This is a genomic window from Ureibacillus sp. FSL K6-2830, from assembly GCF_038004145.1.
In the GTDB taxonomy this organism is placed as follows: domain Bacteria; phylum Bacillota; class Bacilli; order Bacillales_A; family Planococcaceae; genus Ureibacillus; species Ureibacillus thermosphaericus.
This window is the reverse complement of the sequence record NZ_JBBOQR010000001.1, coordinates 3012291-3034757: the sequence shown is the minus strand read 5'-3', so window position 1 is coordinate 3034757 and position 22467 is coordinate 3012291. Positions and strand designations below refer to the sequence as shown.

General features: G+C 36.5%; 22 protein-coding genes. All 22 read right to left on the bottom strand.

Annotated features, from left to right (window positions below; all coding sequences use genetic code 11):
* Nucleotides 1-102 precede the first annotated feature (102 nt).
* Nucleotides 103-1017, bottom strand: coding sequence for a GTPase Era (era, locus tag NSU17_RS15050; protein WP_340433160.1), 915 nt, complete (start codon nucleotides 1015-1017; stop codon nucleotides 103-105).
* Complete coding sequence (locus tag NSU17_RS15045) at nucleotides 1010-1411, bottom strand: cytidine deaminase (RefSeq protein ID WP_340705404.1); 402 nt, start codon at nucleotides 1409-1411, stop codon at nucleotides 1010-1012. Before NSU17_RS15045 ends, era begins: the two co-directional genes overlap by 8 nt.
* Before the next feature lie 20 nt (nucleotides 1412-1431).
* Nucleotides 1432-1782, bottom strand: a complete 351-nt coding sequence (locus NSU17_RS15040) for a diacylglycerol kinase family protein (protein WP_340705403.1) — start codon at nucleotides 1780-1782, stop codon at nucleotides 1432-1434.
* Nucleotides 1775-2257: an rRNA maturation RNase YbeY gene (gene ybeY / locus NSU17_RS15035; RefSeq protein ID WP_340433167.1), complete on the bottom strand. Its 483-nt coding sequence runs from the start codon at nucleotides 2255-2257 to the stop codon at nucleotides 1775-1777. Before ybeY ends, NSU17_RS15040 begins: the two co-directional genes overlap by 8 nt.
* 8 nt (nucleotides 2258-2265) lie before the next feature.
* A complete protein-coding gene (locus NSU17_RS15030; RefSeq protein ID WP_340705402.1) occupies nucleotides 2266-4389 on the bottom strand; it encodes an HD family phosphohydrolase in 2124 nt (707 codons plus the stop codon).
* Nucleotides 4390-4502: 113 nt separating this feature from the next.
* Entirely contained in the window at nucleotides 4503-5459 is a 957-nt protein-coding gene (locus NSU17_RS15025) for a PhoH family protein (RefSeq protein WP_016838565.1), read from the bottom strand.
* Between the two features lie 2 nt (nucleotides 5460-5461).
* A complete protein-coding gene (locus NSU17_RS15020) occupies nucleotides 5462-6589 on the bottom strand; it encodes a sporulation protein YqfD (protein ID WP_340705401.1) in 1128 nt (375 codons plus the stop codon).
* Nucleotides 6573-6827, bottom strand: coding sequence for a hypothetical protein (locus NSU17_RS15015; RefSeq protein ID WP_016838567.1), 255 nt, complete (start codon nucleotides 6825-6827; stop codon nucleotides 6573-6575). The genes NSU17_RS15020 and NSU17_RS15015 overlap by 17 nt, the downstream gene beginning before the upstream one ends.
* A 57-nt stretch (nucleotides 6828-6884) precedes the next feature.
* Entirely contained in the window at nucleotides 6885-7325 is a 441-nt protein-coding gene (locus NSU17_RS15010) for a hypothetical protein (RefSeq protein ID WP_340433177.1), read from the bottom strand.
* Between the two features lie 30 nt (nucleotides 7326-7355).
* Nucleotides 7356-8348, bottom strand: a complete 993-nt coding sequence (gene floA / locus NSU17_RS15005) for a flotillin-like protein FloA (protein ID WP_445684083.1) — start codon at nucleotides 8346-8348, stop codon at nucleotides 7356-7358.
* A gap of 2 nt (nucleotides 8349-8350) precedes the next feature.
* Nucleotides 8351-9676 (bottom strand): NfeD family protein, encoded by a 1326-nt coding sequence (locus tag NSU17_RS15000; protein WP_340705400.1) that lies wholly within the window; start codon nucleotides 9674-9676, stop codon nucleotides 8351-8353.
* Between the two features lie 235 nt (nucleotides 9677-9911).
* Nucleotides 9912-10085, bottom strand: coding sequence for a 30S ribosomal protein S21 (rpsU, locus tag NSU17_RS14995; RefSeq protein WP_016838571.1), 174 nt, complete (start codon nucleotides 10083-10085; stop codon nucleotides 9912-9914).
* Between the two features lie 102 nt (nucleotides 10086-10187).
* On the bottom strand, nucleotides 10188-10841 hold the full coding sequence (gene deoC / locus NSU17_RS14990; RefSeq protein ID WP_340433185.1) for a deoxyribose-phosphate aldolase: 654 nt from the start codon (nucleotides 10839-10841) through the stop codon (nucleotides 10188-10190).
* A 143-nt stretch (nucleotides 10842-10984) separates the two neighbouring features.
* Nucleotides 10985-12316 carry a tRNA (N(6)-L-threonylcarbamoyladenosine(37)-C(2))-methylthiotransferase MtaB gene (gene mtaB, locus NSU17_RS14985; protein ID WP_340433188.1) on the bottom strand — a complete coding sequence of 444 codons (1332 nt, stop codon included), beginning with the start codon at nucleotides 12314-12316 and terminating at the stop codon, nucleotides 10985-10987.
* Nucleotides 12317-12331: 15 nt separating this feature from the next.
* Nucleotides 12332-13072: a 16S rRNA (uracil(1498)-N(3))-methyltransferase gene (locus NSU17_RS14980; RefSeq protein WP_340433190.1), complete on the bottom strand. Its 741-nt coding sequence runs from the start codon at nucleotides 13070-13072 to the stop codon at nucleotides 12332-12334.
* A 47-nt stretch (nucleotides 13073-13119) separates the two neighbouring features.
* A complete protein-coding gene (gene prmA / locus NSU17_RS14975) occupies nucleotides 13120-14055 on the bottom strand; it encodes a 50S ribosomal protein L11 methyltransferase (RefSeq protein WP_340705522.1) in 936 nt (311 codons plus the stop codon).
* Nucleotides 14056-14089: 34 nt separating this feature from the next.
* Nucleotides 14090-15223, bottom strand: coding sequence for a molecular chaperone DnaJ (dnaJ, locus tag NSU17_RS14970; RefSeq protein WP_340705399.1), 1134 nt, complete (start codon nucleotides 15221-15223; stop codon nucleotides 14090-14092).
* A 372-nt stretch (nucleotides 15224-15595) separates the two neighbouring features.
* Nucleotides 15596-17419: a molecular chaperone DnaK gene (dnaK, locus tag NSU17_RS14965; RefSeq protein ID WP_340705398.1), complete on the bottom strand. Its 1824-nt coding sequence runs from the start codon at nucleotides 17417-17419 to the stop codon at nucleotides 15596-15598.
* A 46-nt stretch (nucleotides 17420-17465) separates the two neighbouring features.
* Nucleotides 17466-18104 carry a nucleotide exchange factor GrpE gene (gene grpE, locus NSU17_RS14960; RefSeq protein ID WP_340705397.1) on the bottom strand — a complete coding sequence of 213 codons (639 nt, stop codon included), beginning with the start codon at nucleotides 18102-18104 and terminating at the stop codon, nucleotides 17466-17468.
* Nucleotides 18105-18116: 12 nt separating this feature from the next.
* The gene (hrcA, locus tag NSU17_RS14955) at nucleotides 18117-19151 is read right to left on the bottom strand and encodes a heat-inducible transcriptional repressor HrcA (protein WP_096551233.1); all 1035 of its coding nucleotides are present in this window, start codon (nucleotides 19149-19151) and stop codon (nucleotides 18117-18119) included.
* 89 nt (nucleotides 19152-19240) lie between these two features.
* Nucleotides 19241-20383, bottom strand: a complete 1143-nt coding sequence (gene hemW, locus NSU17_RS14950) for a radical SAM family heme chaperone HemW (protein WP_096551236.1) — start codon at nucleotides 20381-20383, stop codon at nucleotides 19241-19243.
* Nucleotides 20384-20504: 121 nt separating this feature from the next.
* Entirely contained in the window at nucleotides 20505-22334 is a 1830-nt protein-coding gene (gene lepA, locus NSU17_RS14945; RefSeq protein ID WP_016838581.1) for a translation elongation factor 4, read from the bottom strand.
* Nucleotides 22335-22467 lie beyond the last annotated feature (133 nt).

The following is a 22467-nucleotide window of genomic DNA, read 5'->3' as shown; positions in this document are numbered from 1 at the left end:
AGGCATTCTAGAATCTTATTTAATAATGATTTCGATAAAAGGACGATGAATAAATATTCATAAAGAGTGCGTCGTAAGGTATTAGACGCACTCTTAAACATTTTAATATTCATCTTCTCGATATCCAAAGTCTCTTAGGTATGTGATTTTATTTCGCCAATCCTTTTGAACCTTTACCCAAAGTTCTAAATAAACTTTTGAACCTAGGAGCATTTCAATATCTTTTCTTGCTTGAGTTCCGACTTCTTTTAGCAAAGAGCCGCCTTTACCAATGATAATCCCTTTCTGCGAATCCCGTTCAACCATAATCGTGGCATTCACGTGAATGAGGTTTTCATTTTTTTCATCCCTGCGAATTTTATCAATGACAACCGCTACAGAATGAGGTATTTCTTCTCTCGTTAAATGTAAGACTTTTTCACGAATCAGTTCTGATATGATAAAGCGCTCTGGATGATCTGTAACTTGATCGCTTGGATAATATTGAGGCCCCTCCGGTAAGTAGTTTTCAATTGTTTCAAGCAATCGTTCTACATTATTCCCTTCCAAGGCAGAGATTGGAATGATTTCTGCAAAATTCATTTTTTCTCTATAAGCATCAATAATTTCTAATAATTCATCTGGATGAATTTTATCTATTTTATTAATCACTAAAAACACCGGAGTATTCGTTTCACTTAACAATTCCATAATGAACTCGTCGCCTTTGCCAATCTTTTCTTCTGCATTAATCATAAACATAATTAAATCTACTTCACGCAGTGTATTTTTAGAGACCTTCACCATAAATTCGCCTAGTTTATGCTTCGGTTTATGAATTCCTGGTGTATCAATAAATACCATTTGGCTTTTTTCTCTCGTCAATACACCTTGTATTTTATTTCGAGTTGTTTGAGGTTTATCCGACATAATAGCAATTTTTTGGCCAATTACACGATTTAAAAATGTCGATTTTCCTACGTTTGGTCTACCAATAATTGAAATGAATCCTGATTTAAAACGATGATTGTCATGCATCTTTCATATCCTCCGAATTAAAAGCACTTGGTAATAATTGTTTTACAGTTGTTTTTTGTATTTTTCCTTGTAAATTTGCTAAATAAACAGGCATCTCTGGTGAACAAAATTCAGCCATTACCTGTCTACATGCACCGCATGGAGAAACGGGATTTTTTGTATCGGCAATGATAGCAATTGCCTCAAATTCTGTTTCCCCTTCTGAAACGGCTTTAAAAATTGCAGTTCGTTCTGCACAATTTGTCATACTGAAGCTAGCATTTTCAATATTACAACCGTGAAAAATTCTCCCGCTCTTCGTCAATAATGCGGCTCCAACAGAAAATTTAGAGTAAGGAGCATAGGCTTTTTCACGGGCGTGTTTCGCTTCATTCATTAACTTTTGTACTTCCATATGTACGGATACGCCTCCTATTACATGAGAAACCATTTAGGCAGAAAAATAATCAATCCAATGAAAATGCTTGCGATTGCGGAGATGAGGACTGCACCAGCCGCTACATCCTTGGCTGCTTTTGCAAGAGCATGATATTCTGGTGAAACAAGATTGACGACTGTTTCTATTGCAGTATTCACCATTTCTAACGCAATCACAAGGGCCATCGTTAAGATTAACACCAGCCATTCCGCTGAACTTAATTGCGAATATAAACCTGCAATCGTAACCAATACAGCACAAGTAACATGGATGCGCATATTTCGTTCTTTCATTGCAAATCGTATTCCTTCAATTGCATAGTGGAAAGAACGAAAAAATTTACGCATGCAAATCACGACCTAAGCCGTATGATGTGAGAATTTCCTCTTGTCTTGAAAACATTACTTTTTCGTCTTCTTCCGTCATATGATCATATCCTAATAAATGCAAAAATCCATGTACGGCAAGAAAACCAAGTTCTCTTTCAAATGTATGCCCGTACTCTTCTGCCTGTTCCCTCGTTCGATCGACAGAAATAATAATATCACCTAGAACACGAGGTAATTCTCCAACTCCAATAATTTCGATTTCTCCTTCGCCCATTTCTTCTAGGGCGAAGGAAATAACATCTGTCGGCTGGTCTTTGTCACGGTATTCACGATTTATTTCATGTATCTTTTCATTAGTTACAAAGGTAACAGAAACTTCTGCATTGTTGATATTTTCTAGTTTCGCAGCATGTTGAAGCAATTTTTCAACAAGTTCGATATGTTCATCGCTTAATTTATTTGTCTCATCTAAAAAATCAATTGTTAAAGTCATAGTCCCTCCTAATTTTTATCCTCTTTTGGATACTCAATTCTAGAGTGGAACGTGCCATTTAGTGTTTCACAAAGCACTTCTTCAATTATTTTTAACTCCTTAATGGAAATATCGCATTCATCAAATTGTTGTTCCTCTAATTTATTTTTAATAATCGATTGCACTAAATTGCGAATTTTGTCAGCATTAGGTTGCTTCATGGAGCGAGCGGCCGCTTCTACACTATCAGCGATGCTAATGACCGCAATTTCTTTCGTTTGAGGTTTTGGCCCCGGATAGTGGAAGATGGACTCATCTTTAACGACGCCTTGTTCTTTTGCTTTATGCAAAAAATATTTTAACGAACTTGTGCCATGATGTTGAAGTGCAATATCAATAATTTCTTGTGGCATTTTATGTTTTTGTAAAATTTCTGCTCCATCATTTGTATGGGCTATAATAATTTCCGCACTTCTTTCTGGTGGCAGCGAGTCATGTGGGTTGATGCCTGACATTTGGTTCTCGACGAAGAATGCAGGGCGTCTCGTCTTCCCAATATCATGATAATAACTTCCTACTCGAGCGAGCAATCCATCTGCTCCAATGGCTTCACAAGCTGCTTCCGCTAAATTTGCAACCATGATGCTATGATGATACGTTCCAGGTGTTTCAGTTAATATTTTTTTCAATAGCGGATGATTTGGATTCGATAATTCGATTAATTTCATTGTCGACAAAATTCCAAAGGCTGATTCAAAGAATGGCAACAATCCCATCGTTAAAGCGCCAGACAACAAACCTGAAACTACTGCTGCCACTCCGTAAAATAATAATTCTAACGGTTCATAATGGGATTGGGACATTAATAAATAGAATGCAATAAATAATATATTAATAATAACTACAATTCCACAACCCTTTAATATATCAGAACGATTTTCAATCGATTTCATAAAGTAAATGCATGCATAGCCACCAAGCAATATATACAATGCAATTTCCATTTGCAATACTGCCGAATACCCTTCTTGGAATATAACACCTGCCGATGCGGCCGTGAGTAATGTAACTAGGCTTGCAACTTTATGAGATGCTAATAAACTTACAAGCATAGTCGTTAAAGCAGAGGGAAATAAAAAGGCTATTTGGACTTCAAAATCATCTAACAAATTAATAAGTTCCATAAATCCGATTGAAAATAGATAAACAATTACCGTTGCAACAACTTGTTTTCGCTTTTTTTGCACATCGATATTAAGTTTGTCAAATAGTAAATAAAGAAAAGTCATTTGCAATATAACTAAAATGGCTAGTCCCAATATTGGTTTAATAGATGCCTTATTATTTGTCATCCCTAATAATTCCAGCTGTCGATATTTTTCTCTGTCGATCAATTCTCCTTCTTGTACGATAATTTGACCTTGTAAAATGCGAGTTGGTTCAACTGCTTCCCGTGCTCGTTGTTTTAATTCTTCAGTTTTTTCTTCATCCAACGTTTCCGTTTCGACAACTGCTACCCTTCCTAAAATAACTAATGGTGGTATAAGGGAATTACTAATACTCTCATGTACACGAATTTTTGATTCTAATTCATTGCGCACGGATGTGACATTTTCCTTGCGTATTGGGACCGATAGAGTATCTTTCACTAGTTGAATCAATGTGGTATGAGCTTTACTTAATTCCTTTTCATCCACAGTGATAAAAGACCATAAATGTTCATCTGTGAATCGCAGGGAAGTTTGACTTTCAGTGATTTCCTTTAATTTATCTTGAAGCAGTTGAATTTGCTCTTCTTTCAATAGTATTCTAGTACCGTTTCCGGAAATTTCTTTTCGGACGTCCAAAATAATTTCATATATTGTTTCAATAAGTGCCACCCGATGATCGACAATTTCTTCATCAAAGACATATACGGGTTCCACAGCATCTTCTGCTGCTTGTCTTTCCTTCTCTGTTTTCTCAGTATCTTCTACGGTTTTCACAGCTCGTATTGTTTCTGGAGCTAATTGAAATGGTTGGACATCATATGTATCTCCTCGAACATTGCCAAACATGATAAAAAACTGTAATAGGCCAGTAATAAATAATATAGAAATCAGTAATAGACGAAAACCGAACATGTCCAGTAATTTTATTAAGTGCTTGTCCATAATGCACCCCCAATATTGTATATTAATAGTTTATCAATTTCTCGTTCGTTTTTCATTGGTATAATTGGATTCTTTAGTAAATAAAAAATGTGTACGAACAGGCGTACACATTGTTATAGTTCTTGATCAAAATAGGCTTGAATAATTTTTGCCACAAGAGGATGCCGTACTACATCTCCTGCTTCCAAATAGGTAAAATGAATATCTTTCACATTTTTCAATACTCGTTCAGCAATCATCAATCCAGATTCTACATTTTTTGGTAAGTCGATTTGAGATTTATCTCCTGTAATAACCATTTTGGAACCAAATCCTAAACGAGTTAAAAACATTTTCATTTGCATATGGGTTGTATTTTGAGCTTCATCCAATATAACAAAAGCATCATCTAACGTACGACCACGCATATAAGCAAGTGGAGCAATTTCAATTGTTCCCCGCTCAATTAATCGTTGAGTATGTTCTGTTCCATAAATATCGTGTAAGGCATCGTATAATGGCCGTAAATATGGGTCAACTTTTTCTTTTAAATCCCCAGGTAAAAATCCGAGCGACTCTCCTGCCTCTACAGCTGGACGTGTTAGAATGATTCGTTTAACATGTCCATTTTTTAATGCTTGTGTTGCCATGACTACTGCTAAATATGTTTTCCCCGTACCTGCAGGCCCGATGGCAAAAACTAAATCATGAGAACGAATAGCCTTTATATATTCACGTTGACCAATCGTTTTGGCACGGATAGGCTTGCCATTATGAGTTCTACCTATTTCAACGTCATATAACTCTGAAAAATATTCAAGTGTTCCTTTATTTAACATTTCAATGGCACTGGAAACGTCTCTTAAATCAATATTAATGCCTTTACGAATAACTTTTAATAATTCTTTTAGCAACAATGTTACTTGCTTCTTTTGTTCTACTTCACCTGTAATTTGAATGATTTCACCGCGAGTAATGATACGACAATTAAATGATTCTTCAATTAACTTTATATTAGCATCGCCCATTCCTAGAAGCATAATTGCTTCATTTGGGTTTTCAACATGTAACTCTGTTAATTCTTCAGCCATATCTAATCTCCTTGACTAATTGGATATTCTTTCGCAATATTTTCGTTTACCAAAAAAAGGACTTTCCCTTTAACTTTATCATCATCGAAGGTAACGTGCAAAATATTTTCTTTCTTGATAATCGTTTTTGGAGGTAGTGATTTTAAAATTTTTTCGTGCAATAGCGGCAAAATAAATGAGTCGATTTGATCTTCTGACAGTTCTTGTACAGTTGTTATATAATTTTGCGTCTTTTTGATTTCGATGTAATTTGAAATCCAATTTGGCAATTTGATTTTTTGAAACGATGGCTCTTTCTCCTTTTCATCGCTATTTTTCAATCCAAATGTCCACTTGCTGTCAGCGGCTGAAATGTATTTGACTTTCCTCGGTATCTCAAAACTCGTTTCTAGCCAGTAATCAGCATATACTTCTCCCTGCGCGCCCACAGCCATATATTCATCTTCACCCACAGTAATGACTCCTGATACAAGAACATCTCCTTTATAAACAGTCATATTTGGCATGACTCGACGTTCACCGCTTGTAATATTAAAATGAGTTATCACGCCACTTTTCGAAGCAACTAAATGATATAGTCCGTCGCTTTTCTTTTCTTTATTTTCTGTTATTGGTGCTAGTTGAGGAACAATCGTCATACTGCTCCCCTTTTTGATAATATGCACCCAAGAAAGATCACGTACTTCTTCCATAATGGTTTGTCGTATTTCAAAATCGGATACAAGTTTTCGTTTTAACACAGGTTTGTCTAATTGTAATTTTTCATCTATTATCATTTCAACTTTCGCCTTCAATTCTGGCGTACTTGCTTCCACTTCAACTTTCCAAATAAATTGTGAACAGATGATGGGGATGAAAATCAACAGTATAATGCCAATAATTGTCCAACTAGTTTTTTGAAATATCCTTGATTGTTGCAAGTAACGAATTTTTACTTTCAAATTTAATTTTTTCCGCAATGAACGTACAATAGTCACATCTTTTCTAGAAATTTCAAATTTGACTTCATCCTCTAAAAACTCTAATTCTCGTAATTTCACCCGATTTTGTTGCAAGCGTCGAATCAATTCATGAACGTTTCCACTACGGGAAACACGAATTTCTACAGGGCGGCTATCGTATAATTTCATTTTCATTCACCTGTCGCTTCATTTCAAAATTTTTTAACTGATCAACATGTACTAAAATTTCTTCTTCTTTTAGTACATTAATATGTACTTTGTCAGCCTCAATCATCACGAGAAAGCCTTCATAATAAAACTTGCAATGATGCTCCGATGCTTCTAAAAATTTATAGTTACCAATCATCCGTAATTGGCGACAATTCATCATTTCAATTATAGGGTCAATCTGGAATAATTTTTTCAAAAAAAACTGCCCTCCCTTTCACCAAGTATATGCTTAGGAATGGGAGGACATGATTTTTTACCGTTTTTTCGATTTTGGTGGTCCTAAAATTTCTTGTGTAATGATAGCATTCCTTAACGCTTCTTTTGAAGATAAGAAAGGAAGTTTGTGATTTACCCTTGGATGAGATGTCGTTTCTTTCATTTTGACAGGTGTTTGATTTGAACGTTCTTTTAATTCGATTTTATTGGGTACAGGTTGTACTTGTTGTTGTATTGGTGATGGTTCTTGCGGTTTCATATCTACCATTACCGGCTCTTTTTTCTGGTTTTCTTCCTTTTCTTCCGTTAATTGTTTCATTACTTCTTTTGCAAATTCATCTAATGTTTTGATTTCAATTTTTGGTCTTTGACGATGCTTTTTTTGAATAGGAGGGGTAGATTGATCATGCCGCTTTTTCGACGAGCTAAAAAATGAACTAACTAGGGCTATGATGATAAATAGAATTAAACTCTCCAACTATAACACTCCTTTCTGGAGGAGTATCTCTTAATCCTCTTGTTGATTCTTTGTCACATTTGCAATAGAATCACGCATTGCAGTGTCCGCTTGAATATTTTTGTAATTCATATAATCCATAATTCCTAAATTACCAGAGCGTAAAGCTTCCGCCATTGCCAACGGTATTTGTGCTTCAGCTTCTACTACTTTTGCTTTCATTTCTTGAGTTCTAGCAACCATTTCTTGTTCTTTCGCTACTGCCATTGCACGACGTTCTTCCGCCTTTGCTTGAGCGATATTTTTATCTGCTTGAGCTTGCTCAATTTGCAATTCTGCCCCAATATTTTTACCAACATCCACATCTGCAATATCGATGGATAAAATCTCAAATGCTGTTCCGGCATCTAACCCTTTTTTCAACACTGTTTGAGAAATCAAATCTGGATTTTCTAAAACTTTAGAATGGGATTCACTCGAACCAATCGTTGAAACAATCCCTTCACCAACACGGGCAATCACCGTATCTTCACCGGCACCGCCGACTAAACGGTCTAAATTTGCACGTACAGTAATTCTTGCCTTAGCCTTTACTTCAATCCCGTTAAGGGCAACACCAGCAATAAACGGTGTTTCAATAACTTTAGGATTTACTGACATTTGAACCGCTTCTAATACGTCACGACCAGCTAAGTCGATTGCAGCAGCACGTTCAAAAGATAATTCGATATTTGCTCTTTGCGCAGCAATTAATGCATTTACAACGCGGTCAACGTTACCACCAGCTAAATAATGGGACTCCAATTGATTGATTGTCACATCTAAACCTGCTTTATGAGCCTTAATTAATGGGTTCACAATACGACCAGGAATTACTCGACGTAATCTCATTCCAATCAACGTTAAAATGCTAACTCGCACGCCGGCAGCTAAAGCGCTAATCCACAGACCTACTGGCACGAATGTAAAGAAAATTCCTAATACAATGATTGCAAAGACAATTCCAACAATGGAAGTGATGAATAAACCATCAATCAACATCATGTTTAATCTCCCTCTTTCTCTTTTATTTCTCTAACAACAATGCGTGATCCCTCTACTTCAATCACTTTAACTTTTTTGTTGGAATCGATGTAACTTCCTTCTGAAACAACATCGATTCTTTCATCATCCACTAAAACCGTTCCTGAAGGACGCAATGGTGTAACCGTTATTCCTTCTTTCCCAATTAAATCAATTCGATTGACGTTGGATACATAACCTTCTTCTGTGGAGGTTGCCTCCTTCAAGACGAGTTTGCTAAAGACATGTAAATTTTTTCCGAAAAATTTCACTAATACCACCATTCCTATTATGGCAATTGCCAATGCTATGATAATTGAATAAGCCATATGAACGATGCTTTCACCAGCAAATAATAGACTGATGATCATAATAGCACCACCAATGAGGCCTAAAATTCCTCCAGGTACAAATAGCTCAGCAATTAGTAAAACAAAACCAATTATAAATAGTATAATCGTTTCAAAACCAGCAAAACCTGCTACTGTGTGGCCGAAGAAAAATAAAATGAATGAAATTATACCAATGATACCCGGTGCCCCAAAACCAGGAGAAAATAGTTCTAGCACTAAACCTAGAGAGGCGATTGTTAACAATAAGGTTACCACAATCGGGTTCGTTAAAAATCTAGCCAGTTTTTCAGCAAATGTTTCATGAATGGAAAAAACTTCGCTATTCTCAAAACCTGTTTTCGCTAACAATTCATTTAAATTTTCAACCGTTCCATTAGAGTATTCTATTCGATAGGCTTCTTCAGCTGTTAGTGTTAACAGTTTCCCTTTCGGACTATTCAATTCTGGCAAATCAAGGCTAGCATCCGCCATCGCTCGAGCATAATCTGGATTTCGATTGGTTGATTCTGCTGCAGCTTGCATATTTTTAATCCATGCGCTATTCGCTTTTTCACTTGCAGCATTTCCATTCATATCGATAATTTGTGCCGCTCCCATCGTCGCATTTGGTGTCATATAGATTTCATCTGCATGAAGAGCGATATAAGCACCTGCTGAAAGAGCTTTTGAGTTAATGAATGCTATAATTTTGGCAGGCGTCTCATCCATTAATTTTCCGATATCGTAAGCGACGTCAACATAGCCACCAGGGGTATGTATTTCAAGTACGATAGCATCTGCTTTATTTTCAATCGCCTCTTTAAAGGAACGTTTTAAAAATTCATATAAACCTCTTTCGACTTCATTTTCTAAAGGAATGTGATACACTTTTTCTTTCGCAAAAGTATTATTCGGAAATAAGAAAAACAATGTAGCTGCTAAAAGTACAATCCATCGGAAAATGTGCGGCTTATTCATTTGTTCCCTCCTTCCTCAATATGGTTTACGTCTCAATTGAATGAAAAGTTTCAAATTTTTCATTTAATACTTAATTATATTGTACATGAAAATCAATTGTTGTTCCTCTGTTAAGTATGTTAATGATTAAATCATTAATGCAAAAAACCCTAGTATTTGCTAAACAAATACTAGGGTATGATTTACTAAGCTAAAGTGTATCTTACGCGTGTTACGAACGAAGGGTATAATTAGATTACCACTTGCGTTTACGTGCAGCTTCAGATTTTTTCTTACGTCTTACGCTTGGTTTTTCATAATATTCGCGTTTTCTAATTTCTTGAATTGTACCACTTTTAGATACAGTTCGTTTGAAGCGACGAAGAGCATCTTCAAGTGTTTCGTTTTTTCTTACGACAGTTTTTGTCATCTCTTTTCCCTCCCTCCGAACACACGTCAATACACAGAAAACATGCGTTAATTGTGTACTCGAAAATTATAGCGTATTGTAAAAATTGAGTCAATAGAAATCCTATAAAGTTTCTTCAATAATTCTGACTCCGCTGCTAGTACCAATACGATTTGCTCCAGCCTCCAACATTTTTTTCATATCAGAAAAACTTCTAATTCCACCTGAAGCTTTCACGCCAACATGTTGGCCAACAGTTTTTCGCATTAATGCGACATCTTCTACAGTGGCACCTTTTTTTGAGAATCCTGTTGAAGTTTTGACAAATGCTGCACCAGCATCAACTGCCAATTGACACGCTCTCACCTTTTCTTCATCGGTTAACAAACATGTTTCAATAATTACTTTTACAATTTTTCCACCCGCAGCATCAATAACGTGTTGAATATCTTCTTTCACTCGTTCATAATCACGCGTCTTAAGCAATCCGATATGAATGACCATATCAATTTCATCTGCACCTTGTTCAATTGCTTGTTTTGTTTCAAATATTTTTGTTTCCGTCGTTGAAGCTCCGAGAGGAAAACCAATGACTGTGCAAACTTTAACGCAAGTGTCCTGCAATAAACTTTTACAATACTTTACCCAATATGGATTCACACAAACAGATGCAAAGCCATATTTTCTTGCTTCTTCGCACAATTTTCCAATTTGTTCTTCCGTTGCATCTGGTGAGAGCAACGTATGGTCAATATATGAAGCATAGTTTGTTGTCATAGTAATAGCTCCTTTAATGTATTATTTATTCTTGTCCAATTGCCATTATGATAACATACGAAAATCATTCATATTAAGGTGAAAATTGTTCAATGAATAAAAAATGCGCATTCCTGTATCTGTACAAGAATGCGCAATGATTACTATTGAACTTGTTCTTCTAATACACGAACAAATTGCCCCTCATTATATGGATATCCCGCTTTTGTAATCTTCACTTTAACTAGTTTTCCAATGAGATCTGGCGTTCCTTCAAATACAACTCGCAAATAATTATCTGTATAACCGGCTAACATGTTTGGTCCAAATTCTTTCACATGTTCTTCAGGAATAACTTCCAATACTTCCCCCTCGAATCGAGAAGCGTATTCTTTCGCCAATTGATCATTTAATGTAATCAAGCGATGTACTCGTTCATTTTTAACTTCTTCGTCAATTTGGTTTTCCATTCTTGCCGCTGGAGTTCCAGTTCTTTTTGAATATGGGAATACGTGTAGCTCTGCAAATTTATGTTCAGCTACAAAGTTGTACGTTTCCATAAACTCTTCTTCCGTCTCACCCGGGAAACCAACGATGATGTCAGAAGTAATTGCCAAATTTGGCAATGCTTCTTTTAATTTATTTATTCTTTCCGCGAAGAAATCCATTGTATATTTTCGGCGCATACGCTTCAATACTGTATCAGAACCAGATTGGAGCGGAATGTGTAAATGATTCACAACGATTTTAGAATTTCTCAATACGTCAATGACTTCATCTGTTATTTGAGAGGCTTCAATCGATGAAATGCGCAAACGTTTAATTCCTTTTACATTCGCTTCAATATCGCGTAACAATTGAGCTAAATTATAATCTTTAAAGTCTTGACCGTATCCACCTGTATGAATACCCGTTAACACGATTTCTAAATAGCCTGCATTTACAAGTGCTTGAGCTTGTTTGATTACTGCTTGTGGATCACGTGAACGCATTAATCCGCGCGCCCATGGAATAATACAGAAAGTGCAGAAGTTGTTGCAACCTTCTTGTATTTTTAACGAAGCACGAGTGCGATCTGTAAAATAAGGAACATCCAATTCTTCATATACTCTATTTTTCATAATATTATGTACTGCATTGATTGGCTGTCTCTCTTTACGGTACTGTTCAATATAATCAAGCATTTTTACTCGATCTTGCGTACCTACCACAATGTCCACACCTGGAATTTCTAAAATTTCAGCAGGTGAAGTTTGTGCGTAACATCCTGTTACACATATCACAGCATCCGGATTTTGACGAATAGCTCTACGAATAACTTGGCGGGACTTTTTATCTCCAGTATTTGTAACAGTACATGTATTTATGACATAAACATCTGCTTGTTCTTCAAAATCAACACGTTCGTAACCCTGTTCTTTAAATAATTGCCAAATGGCCTCAGTTTCGTAATGATTTACCTTACAGCCTAATGTGTGAAACGCCACCGTTTGCAAGGCAACACACCTCTTTCATTCAAATTCATATGATATGGCAGAAAGGACATATAATGGCGCCGTTTCTGCACGTAAAATTCTTGGACCTAAAGCAACACTGAGTGCACCATGTTCTTTTAGAAGTTCAATTTCTTTCCTTGAAATTCCACCTTCTGGGCCAAAAATAAATAAAATGCACTTCGATTCACTATCATACACTTTTTTTAGCTGATCCGCAAATCTTGTGCGCTTACCCTTAGCCTCTTCTTCATCAGCAACAAATACTGCATCATATGAAGGAAATGTTTCCAATAGTTGTTTAAATGAAAGAGGAGGGGAAATAATCGGTACAAATGTTCGATGGGATTGTTCAGCAGCTTCCTGAGCGATTTTGGATAGCCGTTGGATTTTCTTATCACTCTTTTTTTCATCCCATTTGACGATGGATCGTTCTGCTACAAAAGGAATTAATGCATGCATGCCAAGCTCTGTCCCTTTTTGTGCTATAAATTCAAGTTTATCTCCTTTAGGCAAACCGCAAGCAATGTCTACTTGAATGGGCATTTCTGGAGAAGGAATTGTTTCACCCGTTTGCTCTACTAACACATCTTGTCCAACAGAAAGAATCGTACAAAGATAAGCAATTTCCTTTTGCACGACAATAATTTTGTCTCCTTTTTGCATGCGCATTACTTTCGAAATATGCCGAGCACTTTCGCCTGTAATTGTCAATTGTTTTTGTTCATTAAATGGTTCATCAACAAAATACCTTTGCATTATTTCCTCCTAAAAGTAAGGAGTTGCCCTAAAGACAACTCCTAAAATTATTTTTTCGCAATGATGGATACCCAATCCTCCAGCATTAATACTTCTTCAATATTAAAACCTGATTTTTCAAGAGCACTTTTCACAACTTCTTTTTTCGCACCGATGATTCCAGATGTAATAAAGAATCCACCCGGCTTGATAATCGAATATGCATCATCTGTAAATGTCATGATGACTTCAGCTAAAATGTTCGCTACGACAACATCCGCTTCCGTTTGTACCTTTTCTAATAGATTTCCTTGCTCCACTTCCACAATTTTCTCGACATGATTTAGCTGAACATTTTCTTGTGCTGACTTCACAGCTACAGGATCTAAATCGAAAGCATGCACTTTATTTGCACCTAGTAGAGCTGAAGCAATGGATAAAACTCCTGAACCGGTACCAACATCAATGACTACGTCGCCCGCTTTCACCGTTTTTTCAAGAGCCTGTAAACACATGACCGTCGTCGGGTGAGTTCCTGTACCAAAAGCCATGCCAGGATCTAACTCAATTATGATTTCGTCTGAATTTTTTGGATGATAATCTTCCCAAGTAGGTACAATCGTAAATCGCTCTGACACCTTAATTGGATGATAGTATTGTTTCCAAGCAGTCGCCCAGTCTTCTTCGTGAACTTCACAAGTTGTTAATATATTTTCACCGACATTAATATCAAAATTCTTTAAATTTGCGATTGCAAGTTTTATCTCCTCGATAGTTTCCGCTAAGAAGCTGGATGCAGGAAGATAGGCTTTAACGACCACCCCTTGTGCTGGATAATCATCGGGATTTAATTCATAAATTTCTCCATATTGATTTTCACGATTTTTACTAAGTTCTGAAGATTCTTCAATGACAACTCCGCTTGCTCCAGCCTCATGAAAAATATTCGATACCGCTTCCACCGCTTCAGTTGTTGTTAGTACTGATAATTCAGTCCATTTCACTTGCAATCACACTCCACTTTTCTATCATTATTCCTTATTTTGTTTCACCTTTAAAAGTTTTTTTCAATTTATCAAATAATGAACTTCCTTGTTCTTCAGAAATATCACCGCTAATTTCAGCAAATTCCCGCAATAGTTGTTTTTGCCGTTCTGTTAATTTCGTCGGAGTCACAACTTTTACATTCACGTATTGGTGACCTCTTCCATATCCATGAATATTTTTTACACCTTTATCTTTAATTCGGAATTGAGCGCCCGATTGAGTACCTGCTGGAATTTTTAATTTCACTTTTCCATGAATTGTTGGAACTTCAATTTCATCCCCTAAAGCTGCTTGAGGGAACGTAATTTTTAATTCGTAGTAAATATCGTCTCCATCTCGTTCAAAATAAGGATGTTTTCCAACACGAAAGACAATATATAAATCCCCAGGTGGTCCACCATTAATGCCTGGTTCTCCTTGACCAGATACGCGTAATTGTTGACCGTCATCGATTCCTTCTGGGATAGTAATTTTAATTTTTTTCCTTCTTTGTACAGTTCCTTTTCCAGCACAAGTCGAACATTTTTCCACGATTATTTTACCAGTGCCCTGGCAATAGCTACAAGTACGACGGTTGACAATGCGGCCTAATGGAGTATCAATAGCTTGGCTCATTTCCCCAGTACCGTTACACTTATCACATGTTTTTGGTGTTGTACCAGGTTTTGCACCAGAACCGTTGCACGTATCACATTGTTCTTCCCTCGGGATTTCGATTTCTGTTTGTTTACCAAATACTGCATCTTCAAAAGAAATGTTCATACGATATTGTAAATCGTCACCTTTTCGAGGGGCATTCGGATCTCTTCTGCGTCTTGAACCACCAAAGAAAGTATCAAAAATATCTTCGAAACCGCCAAAGCCACCGAAGTCACTAAATCCTCCGCCGCCAAAACCGCCTTGTCCATTGACACCTGCATGGCCAAATTGGTCATATTGTGCTCTTTTTTGATCATCACTTAATACTTCATATGCTTCACTAATTTCTTTAAATTTTTCATCTGCACCAGGTTCTTTATTAAGATCGGGATGATATTTTTTCGATAATTTTCGATATGCCTTTTTTATTTCATCCTTCGTTGCGTTTTTGCTTACGCCAAGGACTTCATAATAGTCGCGTTTCATACCTCACACTCGCTCTCTTTTACATAAGGTCTATTTTATCATATATGCTAAAGATTGAAATGAAGTTTATTTAAACCATGCAAATAAAAGATGAAAAAATTTAACACAGTTTTCTATTTCTATGATGTATCTGCCACAAACGCTACATTAAAAATTGCATTATTTTAATGTAAGCGTGTGCGAAAGATACTTTACCTTATAATGCTATCATTCAGTCTATATCATGGAAAAAGTCAAAGACCAAAAACGGCTTTGACTTTCTTGCTTTCCATTTATTCAATCAACCAATATTGACAATACAAATCGAAAGGCGGTCAACGAAGGAGGGTTTATTTATTAGAACCGCCTTTCGCTTATATCATTGGCAATTTATTATTTATCGTCTTTTACTTCCTCAAAGTCTGCATCTACTACACCGTCATCTTTTTTGTCTTCTCCTTGAGCATTGTTTGCTTGCGCTTGTTGTGCAGCTTGTTGATATACTTTCATCACTAACGGTTGTAAAACACCTTCAAGTTTTTCTTTTGCAGACTTGATATCATCAATTGAACCTTCTTTTAATGCTTTCGTTAACTCTTCTTTTGCATCTGTCACAGATTTCTTTTCATCTTCTGTAATTTGATCGCCTAAATCCGTAATTGTTTTATCAACTTGGAACACTAATTGGTCTGCTTCATTTCGAAGGTCTGCTTCTTCTTTACGCTTTGCATCCGCTTCAGCGTTCTCTTCTGCTTCTTTAATCATGCGTTGAATTTCTTCTTCTGATAAACCAGAGTTCGATTGAATAACAATTTTTTGCTCTTTGCCAGTGCCAAGATCTTTTGCTTTAACAGACACAATACCGTTTTTGTCGATATCAAATGTTACTTCAATTTGTGGTACACCACGTGGAGCTGGTGGAATATCTGTTAATTGGAATCGACCTAATGTTTTGTTATCTGCTGCCATTGGACGTTCTCCTTGTAAAACGTGAATGTCCACAGCTGGTTGGTTATCTGCAGCAGTAGTGAAAATTTGTGATTTTGATGTTGGAATTGTTGTGTTGCGTTCAATTAATTTCGTAAATACTCCACCCATTGTTTCAATACCTAATGAAAGCGGAGTTACGTCCAACAATACGATATCTTTCACGTCACCAGAGATTACGCCACCTTGGATAGCAGCTCCCATCGCTACCACTTCGTCTGGGTTTACCCCTTTATGTGGTTCATGACCTGTTTCACGTTTCACAGCTTCTTGTACAGCAGGAATACGAGTAGAACCACCAACAAGGATTACTTTATCGATATCAGATGCAGAAAGTCCAGCATCAGAAAGTGCTTGACGTACAGGGCCCATTGTGCGTTCTACTAAGTCTTTTGTTAACTCTTCAAATTTCGCACGTGTCAATGACATTTCAAGGTGTAGAGGACCTTCTGGGCCAGCTGTGATGAACGGTAATGAAATTTGTGTAGAAGTAACGCCAGATAAATCTTTTTTCGCTTTTTCAGCAGCATCTTTTAAACGTTGCATCGCCATTTTGTCTTTAGATAAGTCAATGCCATGTTCCTTTTTAAATTCTTCAACTAAATAGTCAATAATTTTTTTGTCAAAATCGTCTCCACCAAGTTTATTATCACCTGCAGTAGCAAGCACTTCGAATACACCATCACCAAGTTCAAGAATAGATACGTCGAATGTACCTCCACCAAGGTCGAATACTAAGATTTTTTGGTCTTCATCTAATTTATCTAAACCATATGCAAGTGCTGCAGCAGTAGGTTCGTTAATGATACGCTCTACTTCAAGACCTGCAATTCGTCCAGCATCTTTTGTCGCCTGACGTTGTGCGTCGTTGAAATAAGCTGGTACTGTAATGACAGCTTTTGTTACTTTTTCTCCTAAATAGTCTTCGGCATAGCTTTTCAAATATTGTAAAATCATTGCAGAGATTTCTTGAGGAGTGTATTCTTTATCCTCAATCTTTACTTTATAATCAGTCCCCATGTGAGACTTAATAGAGAGAATTGTATTTGGGTTTGTTATTGCTTGGCGTTTTGCCACTTCCCCAACTAGACGTTCTCCATTTTTAAAAGCAACAGCAGAAGGTGTTGTACGGTTTCCTTCTGGGTTCGGGATGATTTTAGGTTCTCCACCTTCTAATACAGCCACACAAGAGTTAGTTGTTCCTAAGTCGATACCAATAATTTTACTCATATTGAATTTTGCCTCCTATTTCACACAAATTTCATTCAAATTTCAATTATTCATTTACTGAAACCATGGAAGGTCTTAATACGCGATCTTTCAATTTATAGCCTTTTTGTAATTCCTTCAAGACAATGCCAGATTCTTTTTCTGAATCTGATTCTTGCATTACAGCCTGATGAACATTTGGATCAAATGGTTCACCAACAGCCGGAATCACTTCTAGCCCTTCTTTTTTCGTCGCATCTATGAGGGCATTATAAACCATTTCAATTCCTTTATATAGTGATTGAGCATCTTCTGAAGTAACTTTTACTTGAAGCGCCCTTTCGAAGTTATCAATTATCGGTAATAAATCTGTTAATAAGCTTTGAGCACGATATTTTTCTGCCGCTTGCAGGTCGAGCTGACTACGGCGACGCAAATTTTCAAAATCTGCTCTTAATCTTAAATAACGATTTTCTTCTTCTGCTAATTTTGCTTCTAACTCGGCTACTTTTGTTTTATATTCTTCTACTGAAAGTTCTGCTTGTGAACTTTCATCAGCCGATGTATCTTCCTCTACATTCACGACTTCCTCGCCTATTGTTTCTTCTGAATTCGAGAAAGTTGCTTCTTCTTTGAATGTTTGTTTTGTTTCACCGTTTTCAACTGCTTCTTCTAGTTGGTGTTTGTTTTCTGTTGTTTCGGACACTGATAATCCTCCTTACTGTCCATCATTCAATTTTTCCGAAAAAGTTCTTGATAAACCTCTTCTTACAATGTCAAGTAACGTCACGACCCGCTTATAGTCCATTCGCGTTGGCCCGATAATGGCAATGGCTCCGCTCTGCTCTTCACCAGCAGTATAGGAAGCGGTAATTACACTGCAGTTTTCGACTGCAATATGATTGTTTTCAGAACCGATTCGAATCGTAATGCCCTGTTTCACTGGCTGAAACAGTGAAATTACTTGGTTTTTCTTATCCATTAATTCCATCAACTGGCGGACTTTATTCAAATCATGAAATTCCGGCTGATTTAGCATATTTGTTTTTCCGCCAAAGTAAATTTTACTATCATTTTCCACAGATGCAACTTTTATTAACGAAAGAATGAGGGAATCAGCCATCTGAACATGTTGTTTTAATACTTCATATGTTTCTTTTTCTAATTTACTTTGCAAATGAATTAACGGCACACCAATTAACCTTTCATTAAGAATGTTAACTGTTTTTTCAATATCGGAAGCATCAAAACCTTCAGGTAATGCTATAACTTGGTTTTCTACATGACCCATATCTGTTACGATAATCGCAACAGCTGTTTGTTTTGAAAGAGGTATAATTTGAAAGCGTTTAACCCGATGATCCGTTACATTTGGACCAAGTAGAATCGCTGTATAAGATGTTAATTCGGATAAAATGCTTGCTGATTCACGTATGATTTGTTCAATTTCAACCTTTTGTTTTTCAAAAATGGATTGTATTAAATTTATTTCATGAACAGACATACGTTTCGGTTGCAGTAGGTGATCTACGTAATAACGATATCCTTTTTCTGAAGGAATACGTCCAGAAGAAACATGTGTCTTTTCTAAATACCCAAGCTCCTCTAAATCTGCCATTTCATTTCGAATTGTGGCAGGTGAGTAATTAATTCCTTTTTTCTTGGAAATTTGACGTGATCCAACAGGCTGAGCTGATATCACAAAATCATCAACGATTACTTGCAATATTTGTAATTGACGATCAGTTAACATTGAAACCACCTCTGTTAGCACTCATAAAAAGAGAGTGCTAATACTATAATTAAATTAACAAAACTATGAATTAGTGTCAACGAAATAACCTACTCGTACAATAAAAATTGTTGAAACACTTCATTTCCTAAAAAACGACCTTTTCTTGTTAGTTTTACTCGACCTTCCTCTTCCATCACTAACCCTTCATCCATCAGTTTGCTTATAATCTCACCATATTTTTCATTTAATGAAAATCCTATTTTCTTTTCAAACTGGTGGTACGAAACTCCTTCATTTTTTCGTAATCCGAGAAACATTTCTTCTTCACATTTTTCGTTAATCGAAACTTGATGGCGATGAAGAATTGGCAGCTGTCCCATATGGATGGATTGTAAATATTTTTTGATAGGTCCATAATTGGAGTAGCGAATGCCATTCATATACCCATGGGCACCAGCACCGAAGCCTGCATATTCATCGTTATCCCAATAAATTTTATTGTGAAGCGATTGAAAACCTTCTTTTGCAAAATTACTAATTTCGTATTGAGAAAGGCCGCTATCCTCCATACGCTCCATCAACAAATCATACATTTTCGCTTCCTGTTCTTCAGGTGGCAAATGCAACATTCCTTTTGAAAACTGAATGTAAAAAATAGTCTTTGGTTCCACAATTAATGAATATGCAGAATAATGAGGCAAGTTTAGTAGAAGAGCTTTTTCTAAAGTATCTTCCCACAGTTCAATTGACTGTCCAGGTAGCCCGTACATTAAATCAATGTTAATGTTCTGAAAACCAACAGCAATCGCATTGTCAATTGCTTTATAAACATCATCATTGGTATGTGTTCTCCCCAGTTTTTGAAGAAGTTGTTGGTCAAATGATTGAACCCCTAAACTTAAACGGTTGACCCCACCATTTTTCAATGCTCTTAATTTTTCTATTGTTAATTCATCTGGATTAGCTTCAGCAGTGAATTCTATTACATCGATGTTTAAATGTTTTGCAATTAATTCTAGCAAACGGCTGATTTGATTGGGAGATAATGCTGTTGGTGTACCTCCACCTAAGTAGATTGTTTCTATCTTTTCAAATTGCTCCGGCATATTATTTACAGCCATTGCAATCTCTTTCCCAACTGCTTCAATATATTCATCTACTGGCTGATTGTGAAAAAACACTTTATTAAAATCACAGTAATTGCATATTTGATGACAGAAAGGAATATGGATGTAAACTCCTCGAACCATTCTATCCCTTCTTTCTTTAACACTATTTATCTTACTATTGTACCGTTTCAATCATAAAATTCAATGTAACAAATAAAAAGCCACCCGATTATCGAATGGCTTTTCCAAATTTTTGTTTAACTTAGTTCTTTTCGTCATCCATTTTTAATACTGCCATGAATGCTTCTTGCGGAATCTCAACAGATCCTACTTGCTTCATGCGCTTCTTACCTTCTTTTTGCTTCTCAAGGAGTTTACGTTTTCTGGAAATGTCTCCTCCATAACATTTCGCTAACACATTTTTACGTATTGCTTTAATTGTAGAGCGGGCAATAATTTTTGTTCCAATAGCCGCCTGTACAGGTACTTCGAATTGTTGACGCGGAATAATATCTTTTAATTTTTCAACAATGACTTTTCCTCTTTCGTACGCAAAATCACGATGTACAATGAAGCTTAATGCGTCGACTTGATCACCATTGATTAAAATATCCATTTTCACAAGTTTCGAAGGTTTATAGCCAATTAACTCATAATCGAATGAAGCATAACCTTTTGTATTCGATTTTAAGTGATCGAAGAAATCATAAACGATTTCTGAAAGTGGCATTTCATAAAAGATGCTCACTCGTGTTGAATCAATGTAATCCATGTTGATAAATGTGCCACGCTTTTTTTGGCATAATTCCATTACCGCACCAACATAATCGTTTGGCACCATAATGGTTGCTTTGACATATGGTTCTAACACTTGGTTTATTTTTTGTGGTGCTGGCATCATGGAAGGGTTATCCACACTAACTTTTGAACCATCCGTTAATTCCACTTCATAAATAACAGATGGAGCTGTCGTAATAAGGTCAAGCTGGAACTCTCTTTCTAAGCGTTCTTGCACAATTTCCATATGCAATAAACCTAAGAAACCACAGCGGAACCCAAAACCTAATGCTTGAGATGTCTCAGGTTCAAATTGTAATGCAGAATCATTTAGTGCAAGCTTTTCTAATGCGTCTCGTAAATCGTTGTATTTTGCTGTATCGATTGGATAAAGGCCGCAAAATACCATTGGATTTAGCTTTCGATAACCTGGCAAAGGTTCTTTCGCCGGACGATCCGCATGGGTGATTGTATCCCCCACATTCGTGTCATGAATATTCTTAATTGAAGCAGTAATGTAACCTACATCACCAACCGTCAACTCTTCAACAGGAGTCACTCTCGGCGTATGTACACCTACTTCTACCACTTCATATTCCGCATTTGTTGCCATAAATCGAATTTTATCTCCAGGTTTTACTGTTCCGTTTACGATTCTTACAGAAACAATAACACCTTTATAAGCATCATATAATGAGTCGAAGATTAATGCTTGCAGAGGTGCATCTGGATCTCCTGATGGAGCAGGTACTTTTTCAACAATTTGCTCCAAAAGCTCATCAATACCGATGCCTGCTTTTGCACTCGCTAACACCGCATCTTCCGCATCGAGACCAATCACATCTTCAATTTCATTGCGAACTCTTTCTGGATCAGCTGCAGGTAAATCGATTTTATTTATTACCGGCAATATTTCTAAATCATTATCCAACGCTAAATAAACGTTTGCTAGTGTTTGCGCTTCAATTCCTTGCGCAGCATCCACAACTAAAATAGCTCCTTCACATGCAGCTAAACTTCTTGACACTTCATAAGTAAAATCGACGTGTCCTGGAGTGTCGATTAAATGGAAGATATAAATTTCCCCATCTTTTGCTTGATACTTTAGCTGAACAGCGTTTAATTTAATTGTAATTCCACGTTCTCGTTCTATGTCCATCGAATCTAGTAGCTGTTCTTTCATTTCTCGCTCTGTTAAAGCTTTCGTTTTCTCCAAAATGCGATCCGCTAATGTAGATTTTCCATGGTCAATATGAGCTATTATTGAAAAGTTTCTAATGCGTTCTTGTCGTTTTAAGCGTTCTTCACGATTCATATTTCCACTCCTAACAAATGCCTCCATGCGATTTGAATCTAACCAAAATCATTGTTTCGCAGGAGGCTTCTCACCTTTCACTATATACAGCTATTTTGTGTTGTTTTTCAACATGATTTTACAAAGTTACAAT

What these genes read in the sequence shown, in the direction of transcription:
- era (WP_340433160.1), bottom strand. Translation starts at nt 1,017, where the DNA reads ATGCATGACAATCATCGTTTTAAATCAGGATTCATTTCAATTATTGGT.
- NSU17_RS15045 (WP_340705404.1), bottom strand. Translation starts at nt 1,411, where the DNA reads ATGGAAGTACAAAAGTTAATGAATGAAGCGAAACACGCCCGTGAAAAA.
- NSU17_RS15040 (WP_340705403.1), bottom strand. Translation starts at nt 1,782, where the DNA reads ATGCGTAAATTTTTTCGTTCTTTCCACTATGCAATTGAAGGAATACGA.
- ybeY (WP_340433167.1), bottom strand. Translation starts at nt 2,257, where the DNA reads ATGACTTTAACAATTGATTTTTTAGATGAGACAAATAAATTAAGCGAT.
- NSU17_RS15030 (WP_340705402.1), bottom strand. Translation starts at nt 4,389, where the DNA reads ATGGACAAGCACTTAATAAAATTACTGGACATGTTCGGTTTTCGTCTA.
- NSU17_RS15025 (WP_016838565.1), bottom strand. Translation starts at nt 5,459, where the DNA reads ATGGCTGAAGAATTAACAGAGTTACATGTTGAAAACCCAAATGAAGCA.
- NSU17_RS15020 (WP_340705401.1), bottom strand. Translation starts at nt 6,589, where the DNA reads ATGAAATTATACGATAGCCGCCCTGTAGAAATTCGTGTTTCCCGTAGT.
- floA (WP_445684083.1), bottom strand. Translation starts at nt 8,348, where the DNA reads ATGATGTTGATTGATGGTTTATTCATCACTTCCATTGTTGGAATTGTC.
- NSU17_RS15000 (WP_340705400.1), bottom strand. Translation starts at nt 9,676, where the DNA reads ATGAATAAGCCGCACATTTTCCGATGGATTGTACTTTTAGCAGCTACA.
- rpsU (WP_016838571.1), bottom strand. Translation starts at nt 10,085, where the DNA reads ATGACAAAAACTGTCGTAAGAAAAAACGAAACACTTGAAGATGCTCTT.
- deoC (WP_340433185.1), bottom strand. Translation starts at nt 10,841, where the DNA reads ATGACAACAAACTATGCTTCATATATTGACCATACGTTGCTCTCACCA.
- NSU17_RS14980 (WP_340433190.1), bottom strand. Translation starts at nt 13,072, where the DNA reads ATGCAAAGGTATTTTGTTGATGAACCATTTAATGAACAAAAACAATTG.
- dnaJ (WP_340705399.1), bottom strand. Translation starts at nt 15,223, where the DNA reads ATGAAACGCGACTATTATGAAGTCCTTGGCGTAAGCAAAAACGCAACG.
- dnaK (WP_340705398.1), bottom strand. Translation starts at nt 17,419, where the DNA reads ATGAGTAAAATTATTGGTATCGACTTAGGAACAACTAACTCTTGTGTG.
- hrcA (WP_096551233.1), bottom strand. Translation starts at nt 19,151, where the DNA reads ATGTTAACTGATCGTCAATTACAAATATTGCAAGTAATCGTTGATGAT.
- hemW (WP_096551236.1), bottom strand. Translation starts at nt 20,383, where the DNA reads ATGGTTCGAGGAGTTTACATCCATATTCCTTTCTGTCATCAAATATGC.
- lepA (WP_016838581.1), bottom strand. Translation starts at nt 22,334, where the DNA reads ATGAATCGTGAAGAACGCTTAAAACGACAAGAACGCATTAGAAACTTT.